Annotated in this window: 17 protein-coding genes; 8 read left to right on the plus strand and 9 right to left on the minus strand. The window is 70.2% G+C overall.

Features of this window, described 5'->3' with window-relative positions:
• Nucleotides 1-7 precede the first annotated feature (7 nt).
• The gene (locus IEZ03_RS30750; protein WP_184889037.1) at nt 8-709 is read left to right on the plus strand and encodes a class I SAM-dependent methyltransferase; all 702 of its coding nucleotides are present in this window, start codon (nt 8-10) and stop codon (nt 707-709) included.
• 21 nt (nt 710-730) lie between these two features.
• On the opposite strand, the gene IEZ03_RS30755 is transcribed toward IEZ03_RS30750, so the two are convergent.
• The 3 genes from IEZ03_RS30755 to IEZ03_RS30765 form a co-directional block, all read right to left on the minus strand.
• A complete protein-coding gene (locus IEZ03_RS30755) occupies nt 731-4,324 on the minus strand; it encodes a bifunctional glycosyltransferase/CDP-glycerol:glycerophosphate glycerophosphotransferase (RefSeq protein WP_184889039.1) in 3,594 nt (1,197 codons plus the stop codon).
• 36 nt (nt 4,325-4,360) lie between these two features.
• Complete coding sequence (locus IEZ03_RS30760; protein WP_184889041.1) at nt 4,361-7,804, minus strand: bifunctional glycosyltransferase/CDP-glycerol:glycerophosphate glycerophosphotransferase; 3,444 nt, start codon at nt 7,802-7,804, stop codon at nt 4,361-4,363.
• 144 nt (nt 7,805-7,948) lie between these two features.
• On the minus strand, nt 7,949-8,875 hold the full coding sequence (locus IEZ03_RS30765) for a hydrogen peroxide-inducible genes activator (protein ID WP_132049266.1): 927 nt from the start codon (nt 8,873-8,875) through the stop codon (nt 7,949-7,951).
• 113 nt (nt 8,876-8,988) lie between these two features.
• Between IEZ03_RS30765 and IEZ03_RS30770 the strand changes: the two genes are divergently transcribed.
• The 3 genes from IEZ03_RS30770 to ahpD all read left to right on the plus strand — a co-directional run bounded on the left by IEZ03_RS30770 (nt 8,989) and on the right by ahpD (nt 11,065).
• A complete protein-coding gene (locus IEZ03_RS30770; protein WP_184889043.1) occupies nt 8,989-9,501 on the plus strand; it encodes a hypothetical protein in 513 nt (170 codons plus the stop codon).
• Nucleotides 9,502-9,836: 335 nt separating this feature from the next.
• Complete coding sequence (locus IEZ03_RS30775) at nt 9,837-10,391, plus strand: peroxiredoxin (RefSeq protein ID WP_184889045.1); 555 nt, start codon at nt 9,837-9,839, stop codon at nt 10,389-10,391.
• Between the two features lie 131 nt (nt 10,392-10,522).
• Nucleotides 10,523-11,065, plus strand: a complete 543-nt coding sequence (gene ahpD, locus IEZ03_RS30780) for an alkylhydroperoxidase, AhpD family (protein ID WP_184889047.1) — start codon at nt 10,523-10,525, stop codon at nt 11,063-11,065.
• An 81-nt stretch (nt 11,066-11,146) separates the two neighbouring features.
• On the opposite strand, the gene guaA is transcribed toward ahpD, so the two are convergent.
• Nucleotides 11,147-12,754: a glutamine-hydrolyzing GMP synthase gene (gene guaA, locus IEZ03_RS30785; protein ID WP_184890945.1), complete on the minus strand. Its 1,608-nt coding sequence runs from the start codon at nt 12,752-12,754 to the stop codon at nt 11,147-11,149.
• A gap of 216 nt (nt 12,755-12,970) precedes the next feature.
• Here guaA and IEZ03_RS30790 point away from each other — a divergent pair, with 216 nt between their 5' ends.
• Complete coding sequence (locus tag IEZ03_RS30790) at nt 12,971-13,930, plus strand: zinc metalloprotease (RefSeq protein ID WP_229808690.1); 960 nt, start codon at nt 12,971-12,973, stop codon at nt 13,928-13,930.
• Here the strand turns inward: IEZ03_RS30790 and IEZ03_RS30795 are convergent.
• From IEZ03_RS30795 to IEZ03_RS30805, 3 genes are all read right to left on the minus strand, one after another.
• The gene (locus IEZ03_RS30795; RefSeq protein ID WP_184889051.1) at nt 13,918-14,649 is read right to left on the minus strand and encodes a DNA alkylation repair protein; all 732 of its coding nucleotides are present in this window, start codon (nt 14,647-14,649) and stop codon (nt 13,918-13,920) included. The two genes, IEZ03_RS30790 and IEZ03_RS30795, sit on opposite strands and share 13 nt — an antisense overlap.
• 251 nt (nt 14,650-14,900) lie before the next feature.
• Nucleotides 14,901-16,652: a GMC oxidoreductase gene (locus tag IEZ03_RS30800; RefSeq protein WP_184889053.1), complete on the minus strand. Its 1,752-nt coding sequence runs from the start codon at nt 16,650-16,652 to the stop codon at nt 14,901-14,903.
• A 9-nt stretch (nt 16,653-16,661) separates the two neighbouring features.
• Complete coding sequence (locus tag IEZ03_RS30805) at nt 16,662-18,242, minus strand: succinic semialdehyde dehydrogenase (RefSeq protein WP_184889055.1); 1,581 nt, start codon at nt 18,240-18,242, stop codon at nt 16,662-16,664.
• A 269-nt stretch (nt 18,243-18,511) separates the two neighbouring features.
• Here IEZ03_RS30805 and IEZ03_RS30810 point away from each other — a divergent pair, with 269 nt between their 5' ends.
• The 3 genes from IEZ03_RS30810 (at nt 18,512) to IEZ03_RS30820 (ending at nt 20,700) form a co-directional block, all read left to right on the plus strand.
• Nucleotides 18,512-19,123 carry a TetR/AcrR family transcriptional regulator gene (locus IEZ03_RS30810; protein WP_184889057.1) on the plus strand — a complete coding sequence of 204 codons (612 nt, stop codon included), beginning with the start codon at nt 18,512-18,514 and terminating at the stop codon, nt 19,121-19,123.
• Nucleotides 19,124-19,660: 537 nt separating this feature from the next.
• Nucleotides 19,661-20,023 (plus strand): antibiotic biosynthesis monooxygenase family protein, encoded by a 363-nt coding sequence (locus tag IEZ03_RS30815; RefSeq protein ID WP_184889059.1) that lies wholly within the window; start codon nt 19,661-19,663, stop codon nt 20,021-20,023.
• Nucleotides 20,020-20,700 (plus strand): DsbA family oxidoreductase, encoded by a 681-nt coding sequence (locus IEZ03_RS30820; RefSeq protein ID WP_229808691.1) that lies wholly within the window; start codon nt 20,020-20,022, stop codon nt 20,698-20,700. Before IEZ03_RS30815 ends, IEZ03_RS30820 begins: the two co-directional genes overlap by 4 nt.
• A gap of 253 nt (nt 20,701-20,953) precedes the next feature.
• Here IEZ03_RS30820 and glpD read toward each other — a convergent pair whose 3' ends face one another.
• Nucleotides 20,954-22,687: a glycerol-3-phosphate dehydrogenase gene (gene glpD / locus IEZ03_RS30825; RefSeq protein ID WP_184889061.1), complete on the minus strand. Its 1,734-nt coding sequence runs from the start codon at nt 22,685-22,687 to the stop codon at nt 20,954-20,956.
• 150 nt (nt 22,688-22,837) lie between these two features.
• On the minus strand, nt 22,838-23,953 hold the full coding sequence (locus IEZ03_RS30830) for a GuaB3 family IMP dehydrogenase-related protein (protein ID WP_131953491.1): 1,116 nt from the start codon (nt 23,951-23,953) through the stop codon (nt 22,838-22,840).
• Nucleotides 23,954-24,122: the final 169 nt, after the last annotated feature.

Consider the following 24,122-nt stretch of genomic DNA (forward strand, 5'->3'; position numbering starts at 1 on the left):
TTGTCCCGTGGACACCATCGAGCTCCAGCGGATCGCGCGCATCGAGAACGACAACTGGTGGTACCGCGAGCGCCGCGAGATCCTGTCCGCGGAACTGCTGCGGTTCAGCGTGCCGGGGAACGCCGTCGACATCGGGGCGGCGGCCGGTACGGGTTCGCGGGTCCTCGCCGAGCACGGCTGGCAGGCCACCGCGATCGACCTGAGCCCGGACGCCGTCGCGCTGGCGCGCGCGCACGGCGTGGAGGCGTACGTGGGCGACGCGCGCTATCTGCCGCTCCCGCCGTGCGAGTACGACCTCGCGCTGGCCCTGGACGTGCTGGAGCACATCGAGGAGGACGCCCGTGCGGCGGCCGAGATCACACGGGTGCTGAAGCCGGGCGGGATCGCGCTGGTGTCCGTCCCGTGCGACATGGCCCTGTGGTCGGCGCACGACGTCGCTCTCGGGCGGGTCCGCCGGTACACCCGCCAGGCGCTCGCGGAGCTCGTCGAGGGCGCCGGGCTGGTGCTGGAGCGGGTGTGGAGCCGGGGCCTCCTGCTCCGGCCGTTCCTGCGCCGCCTGAGGCACCGGACGGCGCGCCGCGAGGACCTGGCGCCGCTGCATCCCCTCGCCAACGAGGCGCTGCGCCTCACCGCCGCGCTGGAACGCCGCCTCCCGCCGTGCTCGTGGCCGGGCACCCGGCTGTTCGCCCGCGCCCGCCGCCCCGGCTGACCCCGCCCCCGGGCCGCGGGGTCACTTCGTCCCGAAGACGTGGTCGACGACCCGCGCGGACGCCTGCCCGTCGTCGTGCGGGCAGTACTTCACGAAGAAGCGGTCGTAGGCGTCGGCGTAGCGGTCCTCGCTGCCGGGCGCCCGCTCGACCGCCTCCGCGACCTCGGCCGAGGTCGTGACCACCGGGCCGGGCGCCTCGGCCTCCAGGTCGACGTAAAAGCCGCGCACGTGGTCGCGGTAGCGCTCCAGGTCGTAGGTGTAGAGGACGATCGGCCTGCCCAGGATCGCGTAGTCGAACATCGCGGACGAGTAGTCGGTGACGAGCACGTCCGCCGCCATGTACAGGTCGGCGATGTCCGGGTACCGGGAGACGTCGATGACGAAGCCGTCCATCGCGGTGTCGTCCCGATCGGTGATGAGGGGATGCGTGCGCAGAAGCAGAACGTGGTTGTCGCCTAGGGCCTGGCGCATGGTCTCCAGATCCAGCTCTAGGGAGAACCCGTGGCTGCCCAGCGCGTGGTTCCGGTCGTCCCGCCAGGTCGGCGCGTAGAGGACGGTCTTCTTGCCGTCGGGGATCCCCAGGCCCTTGCGGATGCGGGTTCCGATGCTCTCCCACTCGGGCGTGCTCAGGATGTCGTTGCGCGGATATCCCGTCTCCAGGACCTCGCCCTCGTACCGGAAGGCGCGGCGCATGGTCTGCGTGGCGAACGGGCTCGGGGACAGCAGCAGATCCCACCGCGACACCTCCCGTTCCACCCGGTCGAGCCGTTCGGTGCGCCGGTAGGGCATGTCCCTCAGGTCGTGGGCGAGGCGCTTCAGCGGCGTGCCGTGCCAGGTCTGGACGTAGGTCTGGCCGTCGCGCTTGGCGTACCACGGCGGCATACCGGAGTTGGTGACGACGTAACGTGCGCGCGCGAGGAGGCGGTAGTGCTCGCGGCTTCCCGCCTGGACCGTGCGGGCCTTCCCGTCCACCGCGAACTGGCCGTCGCGGGACACCCACACGCACTCCAGGTCCGGTTTGCGCCGGGTGAGCTCCTCGTAGACGGCCCTTGGGTTGCAGCTGTACTGGGTGCCTTCGTGGCTGTCGAACACGGCGATGTCCGTGAGCGGGCTGCGCAGGTACACGGGGTAGTCGCGCTGCTGGAGGAGCCGTTGCGCGTGACCGCCGCGCTCGTCGTCGTCCAGGGCGGGACGGCTGTGCAGCACCAGCGCGTCGGTCTGGTGGACGCCGACCTCGAAGACGTGCGTCGCGACCTGCCTCCGTCCGGGCAGCTCCGGGATCGACTCGCGTTCGGCCACGACGGCCACCTCTCCGGCGCGCGTGCCCGCGAGGAGGTCCCATGTTCCGCTGCGCAACGGCAGGTCCGTCCCGAACAAGGCCAGCGTCGCCGGGTTGAACGCGGCGGTGAAGCGGTGGCCGTCCCAGGTGACGGGGACGCGGTGCCGGTCCCCCGAACGGTGGCGCCGCAGGACGAAGTGGCCGGGCCGCTCCTCGGGGTCCGCGAAGTCGCCGGTGAGGGTGAGGAGCCCGTGGTCGTCCCACTCAGCCGCGGTCACCACCGGCCGGGCGCATCGCTCAACGCCGCGCAGGTTGCCGAACGCCGTGCGGGTGAGGGCGATCTCCCGGCCGCCGCCCGAAGGCGCCGGGAGGGCGTGCCGGGCCGGGAGGACGTTGCTCGCGACGGTGAGCCTCAGCGGGCCGCCTTCGCCGGTCAGCCTGATGTCCCAGTCGACGGCGTCCAGGACGTGCGCGAGGTAGGACGGCCCGTTCCCGTCGTCGGCGTCGGCGTCGGCGTCGGCGTCGGCGGACACCAGGCCCTTCAGCGGCAGCGTCGCCTTGAAGTCGAACCCGGTGCCCTCCGCCATGCGCAGCGCGGCCGACTGGCGCAGGGTCACCCTGCCGCGGATCTCCGCGTTCCCGTGCCTGCGCGTCGCGACCAGGGCCGCGTCGGCGCCGAGGGCCCTCCTCGTCCAGCCGGTCAGCTCCAGGCGGTCGCCCTCGCACCGCATGCCCGTGAGGACGGCCTTGGCGCGCTTGACGTGGACGACGAACACGCCGTCGTCGCCCGCCGCGGGCTGTACCGCCACGTGCTCGTCCACCTGGCGGGCCGCCGTCCACCGCACGGCCGGCTCCAGCGCCGTCAGCCGCTGCACGGCCTTCCGCCCGGCCGTCGTCACTTCGGCGTACAGCTCGTAGGTGGCCGTCCGCCACTCGTCGCCGTCCAGCAGGAACTCCGGCTCCACCCGCACGGAGAACCCGGACCAGTCGTAGGACACCGATGACTGGTCGGACTGGGCGGTGGCCTCCGTGCAGAGGATCCGTTCCACCGGCAGCCGGATCTCCTTGCCGGTCTTGACGTCACGCATCCAGGCGCGGATACGGGAATCCGTCACCGCGGACACGTCGAGCCGGTCGAAGTAGGCGTGCCCCTCCACGATGAGCGTGTCGACGTCCCACTCCACACGGTCGACGTCCGCCCACAGGAGCGTCTCGTCGGTGACGTCGTACATCTCCTCCGGTATGGCGCGTTCCACATCGTCGAAGTAGGGGTAGCGGGCGTACCAGCGCTGCCGGATCCGGCCGCGCCGCACGAGCGGGACGTCCCGCAGCCCCTCCTCTTCCTCGAAGCGGAGTACCTCCAGGAGCTCAGCCAGCATCCGCTCGCCGAGCAGGTGGGTCTGCAGCCTCCTGATCGACGCCAGCCGGTCCGCCGCGGACTTGTCGGCGACGGCGACGACCTCGGCTCCAAGTTCGACCAGGCGCTCCCGTTCCTCCCAGGAGGCCCCGCGCAGGGCGAGCACCAGCGCGCGGACGTCGAGGTCCAGCGCGTACATGTCGTGGACGGCCAGAAGCTCCGGTGCGTTCTCCTCGACGAACTTCCGCACCATCGCGTGGGTGGCCATCCGTTCGGTGATGTCCGTCGGCTCGTCACGCACCCGCGCCGCTGTTCCCGGACGCTCGCGCCAGTAGTAGACGGTCGTGTCGAGCACATCCACGGAGGAGGCCAGGACATGGGTCTGCATGGCCGTGAGCAGCATGGCCGTGGGCGCGTCGAGGGTCGTCGGCACCTTGAAGCCGTACGCGTCCCAGAACGCGCGCCGGAACACCTTGTTGCACACCATCCTGTCCTGCAGGAGGGCAGGGTGACGGGTCGCGTCCGTCGCCTGCAACGTCATCGCGTAGGGCACGGTGTGCAGGGGCGACTGCCGCACCTGCGTCCCGTCCAGGCACATGACGTTCCCACCGACGAGGTCGGCCCCGGTCGACTCCAGCGAGCCCACCATCAGCTCGTAGGCGTACGGAGGCAGGGCGCCCTTGCTGTCGGCGAAGGCGAGGTAGCGGCCGTTCGCCTGCTGGACGCCGGTGTCCCCGGCCGACATCCCGCCGGACGGCTGGATCAGCGTGAAGCGGCCGTCGCGCTCCGCGAACTCCTTGGCGACGACCGGTCCGCCGTCGCTCGACCCGTCGTCCACCATGAGCACCTCCAGGGCGCGCATGCTCTGGCGGGCGAGGGACTCCAGGCAGCCGGCGAGGTGCTCCTCGGCGTTGCGGAAGGGCACGACGACGCTGAGCTCGGGTGTGCGGGTCTGGGGTGAGCTTGTCTGGGGTGACACGAGCGGCTCCGTGGTGGGGTGGTCGGTGGTGGGGTGTCAGTGGGCGGGCTGGAGGACCCGGTCGAGCACACGGGAGGCGGCGTGGCCGTCGTCGTGCGGGCAGTACCGGGCGGCGAAGGACGCGCGCGCGTCCCGGAACCCCGCGTCGAGCGCGGCGGGCTCGCGCAGGGCCTCGACGACCTCGCGCGAGGTGCTCAGGAGCGGCCCGGGGGCCTCCGCGTCGAAGTCGAAGTAGAAACCGCGCACGTGGTCGCGGTAGCGCTCCAGGTCGTAGGTGAAGAACACCATCGGGCGGCCGGTGACGGCGAAGTCGAACATGGACGACGAGTAGTCCGTGACCAGCACGTCGCTGATGAGGAACAGTTCGGAGATGTCGGGATAGAAGGACACGTCCATCACGCAGTCGCCCGGCCGGAGCTTCGGGCGGTCGGTGACGAGGTAGTGGGTGCGCAGCAGGAGGACGTGGTCGTGCCCCAGCGCGGCCCTGAACCGGTCTATGTCGAACTCCAGGCGGAACGAGCGCCTGCCGACCGCGTAGCCCGCGTCGTCCCGCCACGTCGGCGCGTACAGCACGACCCGCTTGCCCTCGGGGATGCCGAGCCGCCGCCGCACGGCCGCCGCGATCTCCTCGCGGTGCGGGCTGTTCAGGATGTCGTTGCGCGGATAGCCGCTCTCGAAGACCGGCCCGTCATAGCGGAACGCGCGCCGGAACAGCGGGATGGAGAACGCGTTCTGTGTGAGGAGCAGGTCCCAGTGGGCGACGTCGTAGTCCATCCAGTCGCGGCCCTGGGGACGCTTGTACGGCATCTCCTTGACGTCGTATCCGATCTTCTTCAGCGGCGTCCCATGCCAGCACTGCACATAGATCTGGTCGTCACGCTTGGCGAACCACTCCTTCTGCGACCAGTTGCCGAAGATGTAGCGCGCGCGGGCCAGCGCCTCGTAGTACTCCCGCGTACCGGCCAGGACGGTCCGTGCACCCGAAGGACGGCCGAACTGGCCGTTCTGCGTGATCCACACGCACTCCAGGTCGGTTTCGCGCCGCCGGAGCTCGTCGAAGATGCCGCGCGGGTTGCACGAGTACTGGCGCCCCCGGTAGGCGTCGAACACCGCCAGGTCACGCACGGGCAGGTTGAGGTGGCGGCGGTAGTGCCCGGACCGTATGCGGCTCTGCGCGTAGGCTCCGCGCTCGTCATCGTCCAGGGCGGTCTCTATGCGCAGTTGCAACCGGTCGGTCTTGTGGGTGACGACCGTGATCCTGTGCAGACCGGCCTCGAACGGCTCGGGCAGTTCGCGGAGGGTGTGGCGCCGGATGACGACCGGTTGTTCCTGCCCCGCGAGGACCACGAGGACTTCCCAGCGACCGGCGATGAGGGGACGAGACAGGCCGAGCACCCGCATACGCGCAGGGGAGAACGACGCCGTGAACCGGTCGCCTTCCCAGTGCAGCTTGACCGCGTGCTCCTCGGACGACCGTCGCCGCCTCAGCATCACCGTGTCGGGCCGCCCCGCCGCTTCTGTGCACGACCCCGCCAGGTGGAGGGCGCCATCGGGCGACCAGGACACCTCGTCCACGGCCAGCGTCCTTCCACGGACGACCAGACGGAGCGTGCTGCGCCGCGTCCTGGCGAGTTCCACCTCCCCGCCCGGAATGGGGAACGCGGTCCCTGCCGGGTCCTCGTCCAGGTACGGCTTGACCTCGCCCGGGAGGGTGACGTCCCAGTCGCCGGGGCGCCTGGCCAGCCCGCCGACCGGCAGCCTGGCCCGGAACGCGCCGGTCCCGGCCGGCTCGATCCGCCCGGTGACCGTGCCGCGCCCCGTCCGCGGCACCGCGGCGACACTCGGCTCGTCGCCGAGCGGGGTGCGGCTCCAGCCGTCCAGGCACAGCTCGCCGCGCTCCAGATGGCCGCCGACGACGGCCGCGGGCGTCCGCCGCACCTGCACCACGAACCGGTGCCTGCCCGCCACGCCCTGGACGAGCACGCCGGGCGCGCACTCCCGGTCGTCCGGCCACTGGCGGCCGGTGAGCCGCGGGTTCGCGAACGTCGCCCTGCGCCGCAGCCCCCGGTTGACGATCTCGACGCACGGCACCCAGTCGACGTCCCGCCAGCGCCCGAGCACCTTCAGCGACGCCGGGTCGATGTCCGCGACGAACCCGGACCAGTCGTAGGAGACCGCCGACTGCCGCGACCGCGCGGTCACGTCCGGCCTGCGGACCCGCGTCACCGGCAGCCGCAGGAGCCCGCACCGGTTCGCCGCCACCAGCCACACCCGGATCCGCGAACCGTCCTCGGTCGAGGAGTCCAGGTGCCGGATGTAGGCATGCCCCTCGATGCGGAGCCGCCCGTCCACCCACGCGGCCCGGTCGATCGCGGCCACCGGCCTCAGCTCGTCGGTCACGTCGTACACGTGCAGCGGGACGGCACGCTCCTCGTCCTCGAAGTACGGGAACTCCGCGTACCAGCGGTGCCGCATGCCCCGCCGCACCCTAGGCGCGTCCACCGGTTTCCGGAGATGCGCGTAACGCATCACTTCCAGCAGCTCGGGCAGCATCCCGCGGCCGAGGAGGTGCACCTGGAGGCGCGTCATGGCGGGAAGCCTCTTCAGCACCCGCTGACTGATGTGCTGCGCCAGTTCCGCGCCCATCGTGACGAGTTCCTCGCGATGGGCCTCCTGCGTCCTCGGCAGTGCCTCGAACAGGGTGTGGAGCTCGATGTCCACCAGGGCGTGCTCGTCGTAGGCGTGCAGGAGGTTGGGCGCGTAGCCGGCCAGGGCGTCACGCAGTACACGCGCGGACGCCAGACGCTGGGTGATGTTCTCCCGGTCGTAGCGGTCCTCGGTGATGGAGCCCGGTCGCTTACGCCAGTAGTAGACGGTGTCCTTCAGGACGTCCACGGAGCGGGCCAGCGCATGTGCACGCACGGTGACGGGCGGGTCCTCGTAGAAGCCTGTCGGGAACTCGAGGCCCGCGCGCTCCCAGAAGTCACACCGGTACACCTTGTTCCACGACGTCCTGTCGCGCATGAGCACCGGCTTGGCCGACACGTGCGTCTTGGAGCTGGACTCGGTGAACACACCTTCGTGGAGAGGCGACTGCCATTTGCGGTCGTCCTCCATCCGCATGACGTTCCCCGCCGCGATGTCGGACCCCGTCCGCTCCAGGGAGCCGACCAGCCGCGCGTAGGCTTCGCGGTCGACCACGTCGTCGGCGTCGGCGAACGTGAGGTACTCCCCCCGCACCTGCCGAACACCCGCGTTGCGCGCCGAACCGGGGCCTTCGTTGTCCCGCGTCACCAGCCGGAACCGCGTGTCCCGGGCGCACATCTCCTTCGCGATCACGGCGCCGTTGTCGGTGGACCCGTCGTCCACCAAGATGACCTCAAGGTCGCGCAGCGTCTGACCGGCCAGCGACTCCAGGCACTCCCGCAAGAACTCCTCGGTGTTGCAGAACGGCACGACGACGCTGAGCTTCGGGGACATGGGGCCTCCTCCTCGCCCCACGAGCATGGTGACGCGGCGCCACCACATGAACACGCATCGCTATTGCAAGGCCGTCCACTGACCCAGACTTGACCTCGCCTGGGTACGCGTTTACGGTCCGCTGACCGTCCGTCCGGGGCGGTCCTAGGCGGTCCGCACGCCCGGCGCCACTCCCGAGTCGGCGACCGCCTCACGGATGCTCGCGGCCAGTACCTCGAACTCGTGCGCGCGCGGGGACGTCGACCGGAACCCGAGCCCTATCCTGCGGAACGGCGCCGGAGCAGCGAACCGGTGCACGCGCAGATCCGGCGCCCGGCGCGTCTCCACCTCCAACGCGGTCTCCGGTACGAGCGTCACTCCCAGACCGCCCGCCACGAGCTGGACGAGCGTGGCAAGGCTCGTCGCATAGGTGGCGGCGGCGCGCGCCCCAACGTCACGACAAACGTCCAGGGCTTGATCCCGTAGGCAGTGCCCCTCGTTCAGCAGGATCACGTCCAGGTCGTTCAACGCCTCCCGCGAGACCTCGTCTTCGACCTGGAAGCCCGCGGGAGCGACGAGCGCGAAGTCCTCGTCGTACAGGACGAGTTCCGTCACGCCGGCCGTGGCCACGGGCAGCGCCAGCAGCACCACGTCCAGGCGCCCTGCGAGCAATTCCGCGACGATGTGCCCGGTCTTCTCCTCGCGCACCGAGAGCTCCAGGGACGGGAACTCCTTGGCGACCCTAGGCAGCACGACAGGCAGCAAATAGGGCGCGACAGTCGGGATCACACCCACCCGGAGCTGCCCCACAAGCGGCCCTTGGACGGCCCTGACGTCGTCCACCAGCCGGTCGAGTTCCGCCAGGACGACCTCCGCCCGCCGCGCGACGCGCTCCCCCGCGGGCGTCAGCAGCACTCTCCGCGTCGTCCGCTCGACCAGCCGCGTGCCCAGGCTCTCCTCCAGCGCGGCCACCGCCGCCGACAGCGCGGGCTGGCTCATCCGCAACGCGGCGGCCGCATCCCGGAAATGCAGATGCTCCGCGAGCGCGGAGAACGCCCGCAACTGCGCAACCGTCGGTCTGTTGATCGCCATCCCGGCCGGAATAGTACCGAGGTTCAATCACACACAGTGACAAAACACAGGTCATAGCGGGGTGGCATTCCCCACAGTGAATGTCTCCGCCCCCTGGGCAATAGGGTCGGCCCGTGGACGATCACGTGCAGCAGCCCGGCCCGGCGCCCGCCTCTGCCCCCGGCCCCACGCCGCCCCGCCCTCGGCGGCGGCGCGGACGCCTCGTCCTCATCGCGGTGGCCGGCGCGGTGGCGCTCGCCCTGACCGCGGCCGTCGCGGTGTCGGCGTTCAAGCTGCGAGGCGACGCGGACCGCGACCGGGCCGCCAGGGACGCCTACCAGGCACTGACGAAGCCCCCTGGCCAGGAGCGGTCCACGGACAAGGTCGCCGCGGGCGAACTCACGGTGACGTACGACCTGTGCCCGGGCACCGGGAAATGCGACGTCGCCGAAAGCGTCACGGCCACCATGCGCTGGCTCACGACACAGAATGGCGTGCGCGTGGTACATCCACCCGCCGAGATGGAAAAGTGCGGCACCCGCGAAGGCTGTCTCATATCGGTCACCTCACCTTCTTTGACCGGCGCGCGAATTATGCAGAGCGGCGCCCGGCTCCTGCTCGAGGTCTTTGTCCGCGCGCCCCAGTGACGTCCCCCCGGCAGGCGAACGCCTTTCTTGCCGGACGAGGCAGGGGGCCCTCTACACTTGCCCACCACGGAGGGTGATGCCTGTTTTGGGCGGGTCGATGTGATTTACATCTACCCTACGAGGGGACGCCACCCAAGAAGTCTCCCATCGTCGCTGGTCAGCGGGTTCTACTATCTATTGATAAGCGACATCTATCAATCGATTGCGATACATCGATTTCTCTTCTCAACGACGCTGCGGCACGCTGAGTGACATCGGCCGCCGAGGTGGAAGACCCGCGGCCCTCCCGCGCCTCCGTGCGGAGGCGACCCATTTCTCGTGACGAAGGAGCATGCGTGCTTACTGTCGGTGACCAGTTCCCCGAGTACGAGCTCACCGCCTGCGTCTCGCTGGACCCGGACAACGCGTTCGAGACGATCAACCACAAGTCCTACGAGGGCAAGTGGCGCGTGGTGTTCTTCTGGCCGAAGGACTTCACTTTCGTCTGTCCGACCGAGATCGCCGAGTTCGGCCGCCTCAACGAGGACTTCGCCGACCGCGACGCCCAGGTGCTGGGCGCGTCCGTCGACAACGAGTTCGTGCACTTCGCCTGGCGCAAGGACCACCCGGACCTTCGCGACATCCCGTTCCCGATGATGGCGGACCTCAACCGCGAGCTGTCGTCCGAGATCGGCATCCTCACCAGGGACGGCGTGGCGCAGCGGGCGACGTTCATCGTCGACCCCAACAACGAGATCCAGTTCGCCATGGTGACCGCCGGTTCCGTCGGCCGGAACGTCAAGGAGGTCCTGCGGGTCCTGGACGCCCTCCAGAGCGACGAGCTGTGCCCCTGCAACTGGAACAAGGGCGAGGAGACCCTCGACGCCACCAAGCTGCTGGCCGGGGTGTGACGCACCGCGTCGCCACGCGCTTGGAACGTTCCCTCCCCATCCGCCGGGCGGCGGCCGCACCGCGGTGACCGCCCGGCGCCGCGGCCGGCCGCCGCGCGCGGCCGGCCGTCCGCAGGAAAGGACACATGATCATGAGCGTTGACGCCCTGAAGGGCGCCCTTCCCGCCTACGCCAAGGACACCAAGCTCAACCTGGGCTCGCTGACGTCCACCTCGCAGCTCACCGACCAGCAGCTCTGGGGGACGGTGCTGGCCTGCGCCTTCACCACGCGGAGCGCCACCGTCATCCGCGAGCTGGCCGAGGAGGCCGGCGACTACCTGTCCGCCGAGGCGTTCGAGGCGGCCAAGGGCGCCGCGTCGATCATGGCGATGAACAACGTGTACTACCGCGCCACCCACCTGATCGGGGACGAGACGTACGCCACGCTGCCCGCCAAGCTCCGGATGTCGATCATCGGGAAGCCCGGCGTGGACAAGGTCGACTTCGAGCTGTGGTGCCTGGCCGTCTCCGCGATCAACGGCTGCGGGCGGTGCCTGGAGTCCCACGAGAAGGTCGTCCGGGAGGCCGGCCTGTCCCGCGAGCCGGTGCAGGAGGCCCTGCGGATCGCCGCGGTCGTCAACGCGACGGCCGCGACCCTGGAGGCCGAGGCCGCGCTGGCCCCCGCCACCGTCTGACTCCGCCGCATACGTGAGGCCCGGGTGCGGTTCGCACCCGGGCCTCACGTTGTGTTGGGCGAGGTCATGACCAGGCCGGGGTCACTCCCATTCGATGGTGCCGGGCGGCTTGGACGTGATGTCCACGGTGACCCGGTTGATCTCGCGGACCTCGTTCGTGATGCGCGTGGAGATCCGCTGCAGCACCTCGTAGGGAAGCCGTGCCCAGTCGGCGGTCATGGCGTCCTCACTGGTGACGGGACGCAGCACGATGGGGTGGCCGTAGGTGCGTCCGTCACCCTGCACGCCCACCGAACGGACGTCCGCCAACAGGACCACGGGGAACTGCCAGATGTCGCGGTCGAGCCCGGCGTTCGTCAGCTCTTCGCGTGCGATGGCGTCCGCGTCGCGGAGGATGTCCAAGCGGTCGCGGGTGACGGCGCCGATGATGCGGATACCGAGGCCAGGGCCGGGGAACGGCTGGCGCCACACGATCTCGGACGGCAGGCCGAGCTGTTCGCCGAGTGCGCGGACCTCGTCCTTGAACAGGCTCCGCAGGGGCTCGATGAGCTTGAACTGGAGGTCATCGGGGAGGCCGCCCACGTTGTGGTGTGACTTGATGTTGGCCGCACCCGTGCCGCCCCCAGACTCGACGACGTCCGGGTAGAGGGTGCCCTGGACGAGGAACTCGACGGGTTCGTCCGCCTCCGGCGAGCCGTCCTGGGGGGTCGCCCCAGAGGTTCCCGCGACGATCTCGCGGGCCGCCTCCTCGAACACCCGGATGAACTCCCGGCCGATGATCTTGCGCTTCTCCTCGGGGTCGGTGACGCCGTCGAGGGCGGCGAGGAAGCGGTCCTGCGCCTCCACGACGTGCAGGTTCACGCCGGTGACGGCGACGAAGTCCTTCTCGACCTGCTCCGGCTCACCCTTGCGCAGCAGCCCGTGGTCGACGAACACGCAGGTCAGCTGGTCGCCGATGGCGCGCTGGACGAGCGCGGCGGCGACGGCCGAGTCCACGCCGCCGGACAGCGCGCAGATCGCCCGCTTGTGCCCCACCTGCTCCCGGACGGCCGCGATCGACTCGTCCGCGATGTTCACCATCGTCCAGTTCGGACGGCAACCGGCGCCCTCGTACAGGAAGCGCCGCAGGAGCTCCATCCCCTGCTCGGTGTGCATGACCTCCGGGTGGAACTGGACACCGAAGAAGCCGCGCTCAAGGTCTTCCATGCCCGCGACAGGGGTCACGTCGGTGGAGGCCGTGACGGTGAAGCCGGCCGGGGCGCGGCTGACGTAGTCACGGTGCGACATCCACACCGCCTGCTCATGCGGCAGGCCCGCGAACAGCATGCCGGGTGAGGACACGGTCACGGTGGTGCCGCCGTACTCGGCGACATCGGAGTTCTCGACCGTCCCGCCCAGGGCCTGGGCCATCACCTGGTGGCCGTAGCAGATGCCGAACGTGGGCACCCCCAGGTCGAACAGCCCTTCCGGCGCTATCGGCGCACCCTCCGCGTACACCGACGCAGGGCCGCCCGACAGGATGATCGCTTTCGGGCGCCTGGCGAGCATCTCCTCCGCCGGCATGGTGGACGGCACGATCTCGCTGTAGACATGGCACTCGCGGACACGCCTCGCTATGAGCTGCGCGTACTGCGCGCCGAAGTCGACGACGAGAACGGTGTCAAAGGACTGGTCTGCGGCCACCAACAAAGCCTTTCGCACGGCCGGAAGGGTCTCTCCAGTCTACGGGGAGCCGGAGGCTGCGCCGCTGCGCACCTCACCCGTCGGTCACGTTGGGCAATCGACCGATAACGGTCAGCTTCCATTTACCCGGACCACACTCCCACCTCGGCGCCACTCTGATACCTCTTGATGACGCCCTGTGTTCGCATGGCTCCCGTCCGCGACGTCCTCCATAGGAGTGCCGTGAAGTTGCTCGCAGCCGCCGCCCTGATCGCCGCGCTCGTCCCCGCCCTGGCCGCACCGCCCTCGCCCGTGCCGGCGGCCGGCGCGTCCCACGAGACCGCACGGCTGGACGATTGCACGCACGCGCACGAGCACGCCGACGCGCGGCTGCGGCGCCCGGGAGGGCACGCTGGGGACCGAAGCGAGCTGACGCCCGCGGAGGCCGCGACCGTCGAGCAGCGCCTCAACCGGATACTGCGTTCGCTGGGCTTGGGCCCGGCCGACGAGCCGACCGGTGAGAACCTCCGCGCCAAGCAGCAGATCAGCATTCCGGTCCACTTTCACGTGCTGCACAACGGCGCCAAGGGCAACCTGTCCGACGCGATGGTGCAGAGCCAGATCGAGACGCTGAACGACTCCTACGGTGGGCGGAACGGCGGCGCGGACACGCAGGTCTCCTTCCGCCTCAGCGACGTGACCCGCACGGACAACGCGGCCTGGTTCAATGACCCCGAACGCTACGAGGCGACGTACAAGCCGAAGCTGCGCAAGGGCGATAAGGCCACGCTGAACCTCTACAGCGCCAACATCGGCGGGGATCTGCTCGGCTGGTCGACGTTCCCATGGAAGTACGCGTCCGAGCCCACGATGGACGGTGTCACGATCCACTACGGCAGCATGCCGGACGGCCACATCACCAACTACAACAAGGGATTCAGCGCCACGCACGAGGTCGGCCACTGGCTCGGGCTCTACCACACCTTCCAGGACGGCTGCCTCGGCGAAGGCGACCGGGTCGCGGACACCCCGGCCGAGCGCGACCCCACGAACGGCTGCCCGACCGGCAAGGACACCTGCCCCTCCCCAGGCGCCGACCCGGTGCACAACTACATGGACTACAGCTACGACACGTGCATGACGTCCTTCACCGCCGGCCAGGGCGCCCGTATGCACAAGGTGTGGGCGGCCTACCGCCGCTGAGCCGCCAGGAGCCGTCCGGCGTCCTCTTCGGGAAGGTGCCGGACGGCCTCCCGGATCGTCACACCCGAGATGACCCCGACGCGGGCTTCCACCCACCCCGTCACCCAGGCCGCGTTCTTCTTGGACAACTCCCTTAGCACCCACCCAAGGGCCTTGCGGATGAAGAACTCACGCTCGCCTATCAACGCGTCCCCGAACCGGCCGATCCTCGCCAGATCGGGTTCCCCGACCCGCACTCCCGCAAGCAGAGCCAGCATCGCGGTGCGCCGTATCCACATGTAGGGGTCGCCGACCCACGCGTCGAGCACCGCCCCCAGTTCCGGGTACCGGATGACCAGCTTGCCGACGGCCTTCTCCGCGAGGTTGTCCACATAGACCCAGCTGGCCGAGTCCCGGACGAACCGCTCGGCCACCACCAGATCACCGGGCTCCAGCAACGCCACCCGCTTGACGAGCACTTCAATGGCCGCCACCCGAGCCTCATGGACGGGCCGCCCATCCTCCGTAACGCTCCAGAGCCCCTCAGCCAGCGCAAGCACTTCGCCCCGCGCGACCTCACCCCGCACCGCCGAAACGGCCACTTTCCGCACCGCGGGCACCGGCACGCCGAAATGCACGAAGTCGCTCTTCAGATACCGCCGCTCATTAACGGCCCGCCCCGGATCCCCCAGCCCCCGCAACTCCCCCAAAACCCACCCGACCACACCCTCAACATCCACCCACCCCACGCTACGCCGCCCCACCCCGTGGCCAGGCTCAAGAATCCTTGGCCCGGCTCCCCGGACTCGAGAACCCGAAGGGACGAAACCCAGCGCGGGCGTCCAACCGAGCCGGGCGGTCGATCGCCGTCCATCGCACAGGCCCGCGGCCGGCGCCGTGAGCGCCGGGTTATCCACAGGTTCGGGTTTTGCTGTTCCGGCTTCTCAGCGGGTTCGAGAATCCGGAGGGTCGAATCGAGGAGGGCGGGATGTCAGGTGATCTCGACGATCGGGAGCCGGAGTGCGGCGGGGGCGTCGGCGGGCACGGCCGGCTTCTTCGGCGGTACGGGCACCACGCGGCGGTACGGGTCGCCCAGCGCGGGGCGCGGGTCGTCCTCGGCGTGGTTCGGCCAGAACGACATCGCCCGCTCGGCCTGGGCGGTGATGGTCAGGGACGGGTTGACGCCCAGGTTGGCGGAGACCGCGGAGCCGTCCACGACGTGCAGCCCGGGGTGCCCGTAGACGCGGTGGTAGGCGTCGATGACGCCGGTCTCGGGCGAGTCGCCGATGGCGCAGCCGCCGAGGAAGTGCGCGGTCAGCGGGATGTCGAACAGGTCGCCCCAGGCGCCGCCGGGCATCCCCTCGATCTCCTCGGCGATCAGGCGCGTCGCCTCGTGGCCCTTGGGGATCCACGTCGGGTTGGGCTCGCCGTGCCCGGCCTCCGCGCGGACGTCCCAGCCGAACGGGCCCTTCTTCGGGCGCAGGGTGATCGAGTTGTCGCGGGTCTGCATGACCAGCGCGATCACCGTCCGCTCGGACCAGCGCCGCAGGTCGAGCAGCTGCACCAGGTCACGGGGGCGGCGGACGACCTCCCGCGCGAACTTCAGGACGCGTGGCGTGTGCTTCTCCCCCGGCCGGTCGCCGTCCACCAGGAGGGTCTGCAGCAGGGCGAGGAGGTTCGAGCCCCGGCCGTAGCGCACCGGTTCGATGTGCGTGTCCGGGGCCGGGTGGAACGAGGACGTGATCGCGACACCCTGGGAGAAGTCCGGGCCGGGCCGCCCGTTGCGGCGCCCGCCGCCGAGGATCGCCTCGGAGTTGGTGCGGGTCAGCGCCCCGAGCCGGTCGGACAGGCGCGGAAGCACGCCGGTCGACTTGAGCTTGTGCAGCAGCTTCTGCGTGCCGTACGTGCCCGCGGCGAAGACGACCTGCCCGGTGGTGAACGTCTTGCGGTTGCGGCCGAACGAGCCGGTCCGGACGATCTCGACCTCGTATCCCCCGTCCGCCAGGGGCCTGACCGTGGTGACGCGGCTGAGCGGCATCACCCGGGCGCCCGCCTTCTCGGCCAGGTAGAGGTAGTTCTCCGTGAGCATGTTCTTCGCGCCGTGGCGGCAGCCCACCATGCACTCGCCGCACTCCATGCAGCCGCGGCGGCGCGGTCCCGTCCCGCCGAAGTACGGGTCGGCGCTCTCGATCCCTGCCCCGCGGCCGAAGTAGACGCCGACGGGGGTCTTGACGAAGGTGTCACCGACGCCCATCCGGTCGGCGACCTTCTTCATGACCTCGTCGGCCGCGGTCGTCGTGGTGTTCTGGACGACGCCCAGCATCCGCTTGGCCTGCTCGTAGTAGGGCGCGAGCTCGTCCTGCCAGTCGGTGATGTGCGCCCACTGCCGGTCCTTGAAGAACGGCCCCGGCGGAACGTAGAGGGTGTTGGCGTAGTTCAGCGACCCTCCGCCGACGCCCGCACCCGCCAGCACCATCACCCGGCTGGCCTTGGCCCCGCGGATGAGGTGCATCCGCTGGATGCCGGTGAGGCCGAACGCCGGCGCCCACAGGTAGCGCGCGACGCGCCAGTTCGTCTTCGGCAGTTCCGGGTACCTGGACCCGGGCGCACCGGACGGGTTCGTGTCGAAACGGCGCCCCGCCTCGATCACCCCGACCCGGTAGCCCTTCTCGGTCAGCCGCAGCGCCGACACGCTGCCGCCGAACCCGGACCCGACGACGAGCACGTCGAAGTCATGCTTCACGGGCGTTCCCTACTTGATCCGGAGCTTCTTCATCACTTTGATGCCGTTCGCCATGAACGCGGCGAACCGGTCGTAGTCGAGGGAGCCCGGAGGTTCGAGGTCCATGAAGTGCTGGCTCGCGACGGTCTGCACCTCGGTGAACTTCAGCAGGCCCTCGGATCCATGGCGGCGCCCCACTCCGGACTGCTTCATCCCGCCCATCGGGGAGTCGTACGACGCGTACGCGGCGCCGTACCCGTCGTTGATGTTCACGGTCCCCGCCTGGATGCGGGCGGCGAGACGGCGGCCCTTCGACGGGCTCTTCGTCCACACCGACGCGTTCAGCCCGTACTGGGTGTCGTTGGCGCGGGCGACGACCTCGTCCTCGTCGCGGTACCGGTAGATCGAGACGACCGGGCCGAACGTCTCGTTCGCGCACAGGTCCATGCCTTCGCCGACGTCCGTGAGGACCGTAGGCTCGTAGAACAGCGGCCCGATGTCCGGCCTGGCCTGGCCGCCGGCGAGGACGGTCGCGCCCTCCTTGACGGCCTGGTCGACGTGCCGGGTCACCGCCTCCAGCTGCCGCGGGTACGTCAGCGACCCCATCTCGGCCCCGAAGTCGAGGCCGGTGCCGAGCTTCATGCCCTTGACGGCCTCGACGAACCGGGGGACGAACCGGTCGTAGACGTCATCGTGCACGTACATCCGCTCGATCGAGATGCACAGCTGCCCGGCGTTGGTGAAGCACGCGCGGACGGCGCCCCGGACGGTCCGCTCGACGTCCGCGTCCGGCATGACGATCATCGGGTTCTTGCCGCCGAGTTCCAGCGAGTACGCCACCAGCCGCGGCGCGACCCGCTCCGCGATGGCCTTGCCGCCGCGCGTCGACCCGGTGAAGGAGACGTAGTCGGCCTCGTCCAGCAGCGGGTCACCGATCTCGGCCGGGTCGCCCACCACGATCTGCCACACGTCACGCGGCAGACCGAGTTCGACCAGCAGGTCCAGCACCCACAGGCTCGACAGGCACGTCTGGGTGTCCGGCTTGTGGATCACCGCGTTGCCCGCCATCAGCGCGGGCGCGATGTCGCTGGCGCCGAGCGCGAACGGATAGTTCCACGGCGCGATCAGCGCGACGACGCCCTTCGGGTGCCGCAGCTCCTGGACCCGGGTGACCCCCGGCATCATGCCCTGCCTGCGCCGCGGCTTCAGCAGCCTCGGGGCCCGCCGGGCGTAGTACAGCGAGCACAGGGCCACGTCGAGGAACTCCTCCAGCGCGTGGCGGCGGGCCTTGCCGGTCTCCAGCTGGATGACGTCGAGGATCTCCTCGCGCCGGTCGACCAGGGCGTCCGCGAGCCGCAGGAACGGCTTGACCCGCTCCCGCACGGGCAGCCGCGCCCAGGCCCGCTGCGCCTCCCGCGCCCGCCGGTGCGCCTCGCGGACGTCGCCCGCGCCGGAGATCGGGACGGTCGCGAGGGGCTCTCCGGTGAACGGGCTGGGGATCGTGGCCGTGTCGGCGCCGCCCGAGACGACGTGCGAGGCCAGCCGGTCGATCAGATTCTGGGGGAGCTCGTGCTCTGCCGCGCCTTTGGCAGGGACCGTCGGGGATGCCATGCACGCAGGGTATGACCCCCCGGCCACTTTTGGCTACCCGCAAGTAACGAACGGTCAGGGCGGTTTGTGAAACTCCTCCCGGCTTGCCGTTTCCGCCCCTCAAGCGGACCGTTCCAACCAGGACGGACTTGCGCAACTGGATGAATGACCATGTCCGGCCGGTGTATCCCGAAGGGAAGGGGAGAATCTCGGCGCGCGACCCGCGGCCCGGGCGTCCGCTGCCGCGCCCGGCACGGGAAGCCGTCCTGAACACGGGGAGGGAACACCACATGACGGACACCCGCGGCGAGCGCACGCGCCGACCGTCCGGCGGCAGCACCCGGGCACGCCCGGGCCGCCGCGAGCAGACCCGCTCCGCGCTGCTCACCGCCGCCGAGCGGCTCTGGGCCGAACGCGGCATCCACGGCGCCTCGCTGGACGACATCGCGGCGGCCGCCGGCCTCACCAAGGGCGCCGTCTACTCCAACTTCGCCGGCAAGACCGACCTGTTACTGGCCCTGATGGAGCGCTTCACCGCCGACCGCAACACCGACGTCTGCGAGGAACTCCGCGCCGCCGAGGAGGACACCGACCACACCGGCCGCTCCTCCCCCCGCCACGACACCGACGACCGTCCACGCCGCCTGGCCCTGCTCCTGGTCGAATTCTGGCTCTACGGCATGCGCGACTACGCCGCCGGCTGGCGCATAGCCGACTGGTACGCCGAACGCCGCGCCCAGATGGCCAGCGAACTGGACCCCACAGACGACATAGCCCCCGACGACCGAGCAACGCTGACCCTGGCCCTGGACATGGGCCTGGCCCTCCAACACCTCCTAGACCCAACCCGAGTCCCCACCGACCTATACAAAACCGGCAAGACCCTAATGCGCGGCAACTGACGACCCTGCCCCAGCACCCAACCACCAACGCACCAAACGCCTCGCACACACACCCGCGCCCAGAACCACCGACAGACCTGCAATCCCGTCGCCCCCCACGGAGATCGTGGAAGCCACCGCCGAACTCCGGGCGCGGCGCCTCAGTGCAACTGCTCAAGGAAGGGCACGCAACGACTCCCGTACTCCGCCCCGAGGCGCCGCCCCCGACAACGACCAGGCCCCCCGGCACGGCCTCCACCCCAGGCACTGCCTCCACCCCGAGCACCACCTCCACCCTCCGGCGCCATCCGCACCGCCGCCTGCACCGCCTCCACTTCGGGCACCGCTTAGCACGCCACCGCGTTCGGCACCGCCGACCAGCCCGTCAACACGTCGACTTGGCACAACCAGGTCCGCAACATCACCGGGCTGTTCGTCTCACACGGCCGGCTCTACTACGCGCGCGGGGCCGCTCAGGAGGGCCTTGAACTCAACTCAGGTTGAGGTTGCAGGGTGGGGTGCGAGGTTGTCCCTTAACCCGACAAGAGGAGCGTGCGCGTGAGCGCGGATTCCGGCTTTTACTCGATCATCGACTACACCGTCGACGGCCCCGGGACACAGCGGGAGCTGGTGGAGGCGTTCGCAGAGATCCAGGAGCGCTGGGTGCGGTTCTATCCGGGCTACCGGTCGGCCCGGTTCCACGTGAGCCTGGACGGCACCCGGGTGTACAACATCGTGCACTGGGACAGCGAGGCCGACTACCGCCACTTCGAGAAGACCTCCGACACCGAGGGTCGGATGGCCGCGATCGAGCGGGCGCTGGAGGGCCTGTCCGGCAAGGCCGAAGCACGGATGACCGGCTTGCCGCACTACGCGGTCCTGCGCGAAGTCGGCCCCGGCCCCCAGCGGAGCGACGCGTGACCCGCACTACGCGTGAGCAGAGTCCCCTGCGAGCCGATGTCTACTTCGACGTGCTGTGCCCGTGGAGCTTCATCGCGAAGAGGCGTCTGGAGAGGGCCCTGTCCGCACTCCCCGACGCCGGCCGGGTGGAGATCGTGTGGCGGAGTTTCGAACTGTCCCCTCAGAGCCGAAAGACGCCGGGCCCAACGGCGGCCGAGGAGATGACCGAGTGGTGGGGCGACCGAACGGCCGCCCGTATCGACCTGATCCGACGCCTCGGTGCCGCCGAGGGACTGGAACTCAACCTGCACAAGGCCCGCCCCGTCGACACCTTCGACGCCCACCGCCTCTTCCACTTGGCCACGGCTCACGGCAGGTCCGACCACATGCTGGAACACCTGCTGACCGCCTACCACACCGACGGCCTGAACGTAGCCGACCCCCAGGTCCTAGAACACCTGGGAACGAGGGCCGGCCTGGACATCGACGACGTCAACGCACTCCTGTCCGGTGACGCTTTCGCCGACGAGGTCCGGGCCGACGAAAAGAACGCCGCCAAACGCGGCGTCACCGGCGTCCCCTCCCTAGTGCTCGGCACCCGACCGCCGGTCTCAGCCGTCCAGCCCCCGGAGGAACTGTCCCACCGATTGGAACGTGCCATAACCGATCCGCCAGAAGTCCCAGCCACCCCCCACTAACACCGACCAGCATCCCGCCGCCCCACCCGCGCGGCGAGCCGCTAGTGCGGTGTCCGCGAACGTTCACCGGGTCGACAAGCCGTTGAGCTGCGGCGTGTTGTTGTTATGGCGCACCGGATAACAACAACACGCCGCAAGTCAACGAGCCGGTGCACCTTGGTGGTCACCGCACTAGGCGAGACGGGGCGATGCAGCGATCGCGCGCGGTTCCGGCCGAAGGAAGGCGCTCTAGCGCCTGACGCCAAGGGAGCTGCTAGGCAGTAGGAACGATGTCGGGGGCGCCTCGGCGGTGGGCGTCGGCTTCCTGGTCGTCTTCCTGGGTTTGGGAGGCGCGTTCGGCTTCTACGCGCTTGCGGTAGTACTCGATCTCGCGGTCGCGTTGCTTCTTGGACCAGCCGAGGACGGGCGCCATGAGGTCGGCGGCCTCCTGGGCGACGCCGATGCCGCGGTCCCAGGTCTCGATGGAGATGCGGGTGCGGCGGGCGAGGACGTCGTTGAGGTGGCGGGCGCCCTCGTGGGTGGCGGCGTAGACGACCTCGGCGCGGAGGTAGTCGTCGGCGCCGGGGAGGGGTTTGGCCAGGTCCGGCTTGTCGGAGATCAGTTCGAGGAGGTCGTCCACCAGGGTGCCGTAGCGGCGCAGGAGGTGCTCGATGCGGGCGACGTGGAGGCCGGAGCGGGACGCGAGGCGGTGGCGGGCGTTCCACATGGCCTGGAAGCCGTCGCCGCCGACGAGGGGGATGCGGTCGGTGCAGGATTCGGGGATCTTGCCGTCGAGGCCGTGGGCGACGGCGTCGATGGCGTCCTTGGCCATGACGCGGTAGGTGGTGTACTTGCCGCCCGCGACGAGGACGAGCCCGGGGACGGGGTGCGCGACGACGTGCTCGCGGGAGAGTTTGGAGGTCTCCTCGGTCTCGCCGGTGAGGAGGGGGCGCAGGCCGGCGTAGACGCCCTCCACGTCGTCGTGGGTGAGGGGCGTGGTGAGGACCCGGTTGACCTGGTCCAGGACGTATTCGATGTCGGCCTGGGAGGCGGCGGGGTGGGCCTTGTCGAGGTCCCAGGCGGTGTCGGTGGTGCCGATGATCCAGTGCCGGCCCCACGGGATCACGAACAGGACGGACTTCTCGGTGCGCAGGAGGATCCCCGTCGCGGAGTGGATGCGGTCCTTGGGGACGACGAGGTGGATGCCCTTGGAGGACTTCACGTGGATCTGCCCGCGTCCGCCGACGAGTTCCTGGATGTCGTCCGTCCAGACGCCGGTGGCGTTGACGACCTGCTTGGCGCGGACCTCACTGGTCGTGTTGCCCTCCAGGTCGCGGATGCGCAGCCCGGTGACGCGTTCGCCCTCGCGGAGGAAGCCGATGCACTGGGTGCGGGACGCGATCTGCGCGCCGTACTCGGCGGCGGTGCGCAACGCCATCATCACGAAGCGGGAGTCGTCGACCTGCGCGTCCCACAGCTGGATGGCGCCGGTGAAGGAGTCCTTGCGCAGGGACGGCGCGAGCCGCAGCGCGCCGCGCCGGGTGAGGTGCCGGTGGTGCGGGACGCCGCGCGTGCTGCCCATCTGGAACGCGAGCGCGTCGTAGAGCGCCACGCCGGCGCCGATGTACGCGCGTTCCCACACGCGGTGCGTCGTCGGCAGCAGGAACGGGACGGGCCGCACCAGGTGCGGGGCGATCTGCTGCAGCAGGAGCCCGCGTTCGGTCAGCGCCTCCCGGACGAGGTCGAAGTTGTACTGCTCCAGGTAGCGCAGCCCGCCGTGGATCAGCTTGGACGAGCGCGATGACGTCCCGGACGCGAAGTCGCGCGCCTCGACCACCGCCACCGACAGGCCCCGGGTGGCCGCGTCGAGCGCGGCGCCCGCACCGACGATGCCGCCTCCGACGACGACGACGTCGAACTCCTCGCGGGCCATCCGGTCGAGCGCCGCGGCCCGCTCCGCCGGACCCAGCCGGGAACTGCCCAGACCCGTCACAGGTGATCCCGTCATCGCGTTTCCCCCCACAGCGGTTGTATTGTCCGAGCTTTCCTACCCAAGAGTAGGGATGCGTCCACCCCGCGAACGACCGATTCCGCAAGGGTTAGCGCGCGGTGACGGATCTCATCCCGGGCCCGCGAAGCCCCGTGGGCACGGGACCACTCAGTCGGTGGAGTGGCGGGGAGCCACGACCACCTGTACCCGCTGGAACTCCTTCAACTCCGTGTACCCGGACGTGGCCATCGCGCGGCGCAGGGCACCGATCAGGTTCATCGACCCGTCCGCGACATGGGACGGGCCGTAAAGGATCTGCTCCATCGTCCCGATCGTCCCGAGCTCGATGCGGGTGCCGCGGGGGACGTCGCCGTGGTGGGCCTCGCTGCCCCAGTGGTAGCCGCGGCCCGGCGCCTCGGTGGAGCGCGCGAACGGCGAGCCGACCATGACGGCGTCGGAGCCGCAGGCGAACGCCTTGGCGATGTCGCCGCTGTTCACCATGCCGCCGTCCGCGATCACGTGGACGTAGCGCCCGCCGGACTCGTCCAGGTAGTCGCGGCGGGCGGCGGCCACGTCCGCGACGGCGGTCGCCATCGGCACCGCGACGCCGAGGACGGTCCGCGTGGTGTGCCCGGAGCCGCCGCCGAACCCGACCAGCACGCCCGCCGCGCCGGTCCGCATCAGGTGCAGCGCGGCCGTGTAGGTGGAGCAGCCGCCGACGATGACGGGGACGTCCAGGTCGTAGATGAACTGCTTGAGGTTCAGCGGCTCGGCGCGCCCCGACACGTGCTCGGCGGACACGGTGGTGCCGCGGATGACGAACAGGTCGACGCCCGCGTCGATGACGGCCTTGTGGAACTGCGCGGTGCGCTGCGGCGACAGCCGCGCCGCCACGGTGACGCCCGCCTCGCGGACCTCCCGGATCCGGCGGCCGATCAGCTCCTCCTTGATCGGCTCGGTGTAGATCTCCTGGAGCCGCTGCGTGGCGCGCACCTCGTCCAGCGAGGCGATCTCGGCGAGCAGCGACTCGGGGTTCTCGTAGCGCGTCCACAGCCCTTCGAGGTCGAGGACGGCGAGGCCGCCGAGCCGCCCCACGGCGATCGCGGTCGCCGGGCTGACCACGCTGTCCATCGGCGCGACCACCAGCGGCATCTCGAAGCGGTAGGCGTCGATCTGCCAGGCGACGCTGACCTCCTCGGGATCGCGCGTCCGGCGGGACGGCACGATGCCGATGTCGTCGAAGGCGTACGCCCGGCGGCCGCTCTTGCCACGGCCGATCTCCACCTCAGCAGCCACTGCGCCCTTCCTCTGCGCAACCCGACTCTCACCAAGCGGTGAGGCCGGGCCACCGTGCTCAAAGTCCCCGCCCGCTGCGAGAACAAGCCCAGAAGAGCTTACGTCAGCTCCCCGCACCCCCCGCACCCGCCAAGCCGCCAACGCCCCCTCGACAAGG

The sequence above is a fragment of the Actinomadura livida genome (assembly GCF_014648675.1).
In the GTDB taxonomy this organism is placed as follows: domain Bacteria; phylum Actinomycetota; class Actinomycetes; order Streptosporangiales; family Streptosporangiaceae; genus Spirillospora; species Spirillospora livida.

What these genes read in the sequence shown, in the direction of transcription:
- IEZ03_RS30760 (WP_184889041.1), bottom strand. Translation starts at nt 7,804, where the DNA reads ATGTCCCCGAAGCTCAGCGTCGTCGTGCCGTTCTGCAACACCGAGGAG.
- IEZ03_RS30765 (WP_132049266.1), bottom strand. Translation starts at nt 8,875, where the DNA reads ATGGCGATCAACAGACCGACGGTTGCGCAGTTGCGGGCGTTCTCCGCG.
- ahpD (WP_184889047.1), top strand. Translation starts at nt 10,523, where the DNA reads ATGAGCGTTGACGCCCTGAAGGGCGCCCTTCCCGCCTACGCCAAGGAC.
- IEZ03_RS30805 (WP_184889055.1), bottom strand. Translation starts at nt 18,242, where the DNA reads ATGGCATCCCCGACGGTCCCTGCCAAAGGCGCGGCAGAGCACGAGCTC.
- IEZ03_RS30810 (WP_184889057.1), top strand. Translation starts at nt 18,512, where the DNA reads ATGACGGACACCCGCGGCGAGCGCACGCGCCGACCGTCCGGCGGCAGC.
- glpD (WP_184889061.1), bottom strand. Translation starts at nt 22,687, where the DNA reads ATGACGGGATCACCTGTGACGGGTCTGGGCAGTTCCCGGCTGGGTCCG.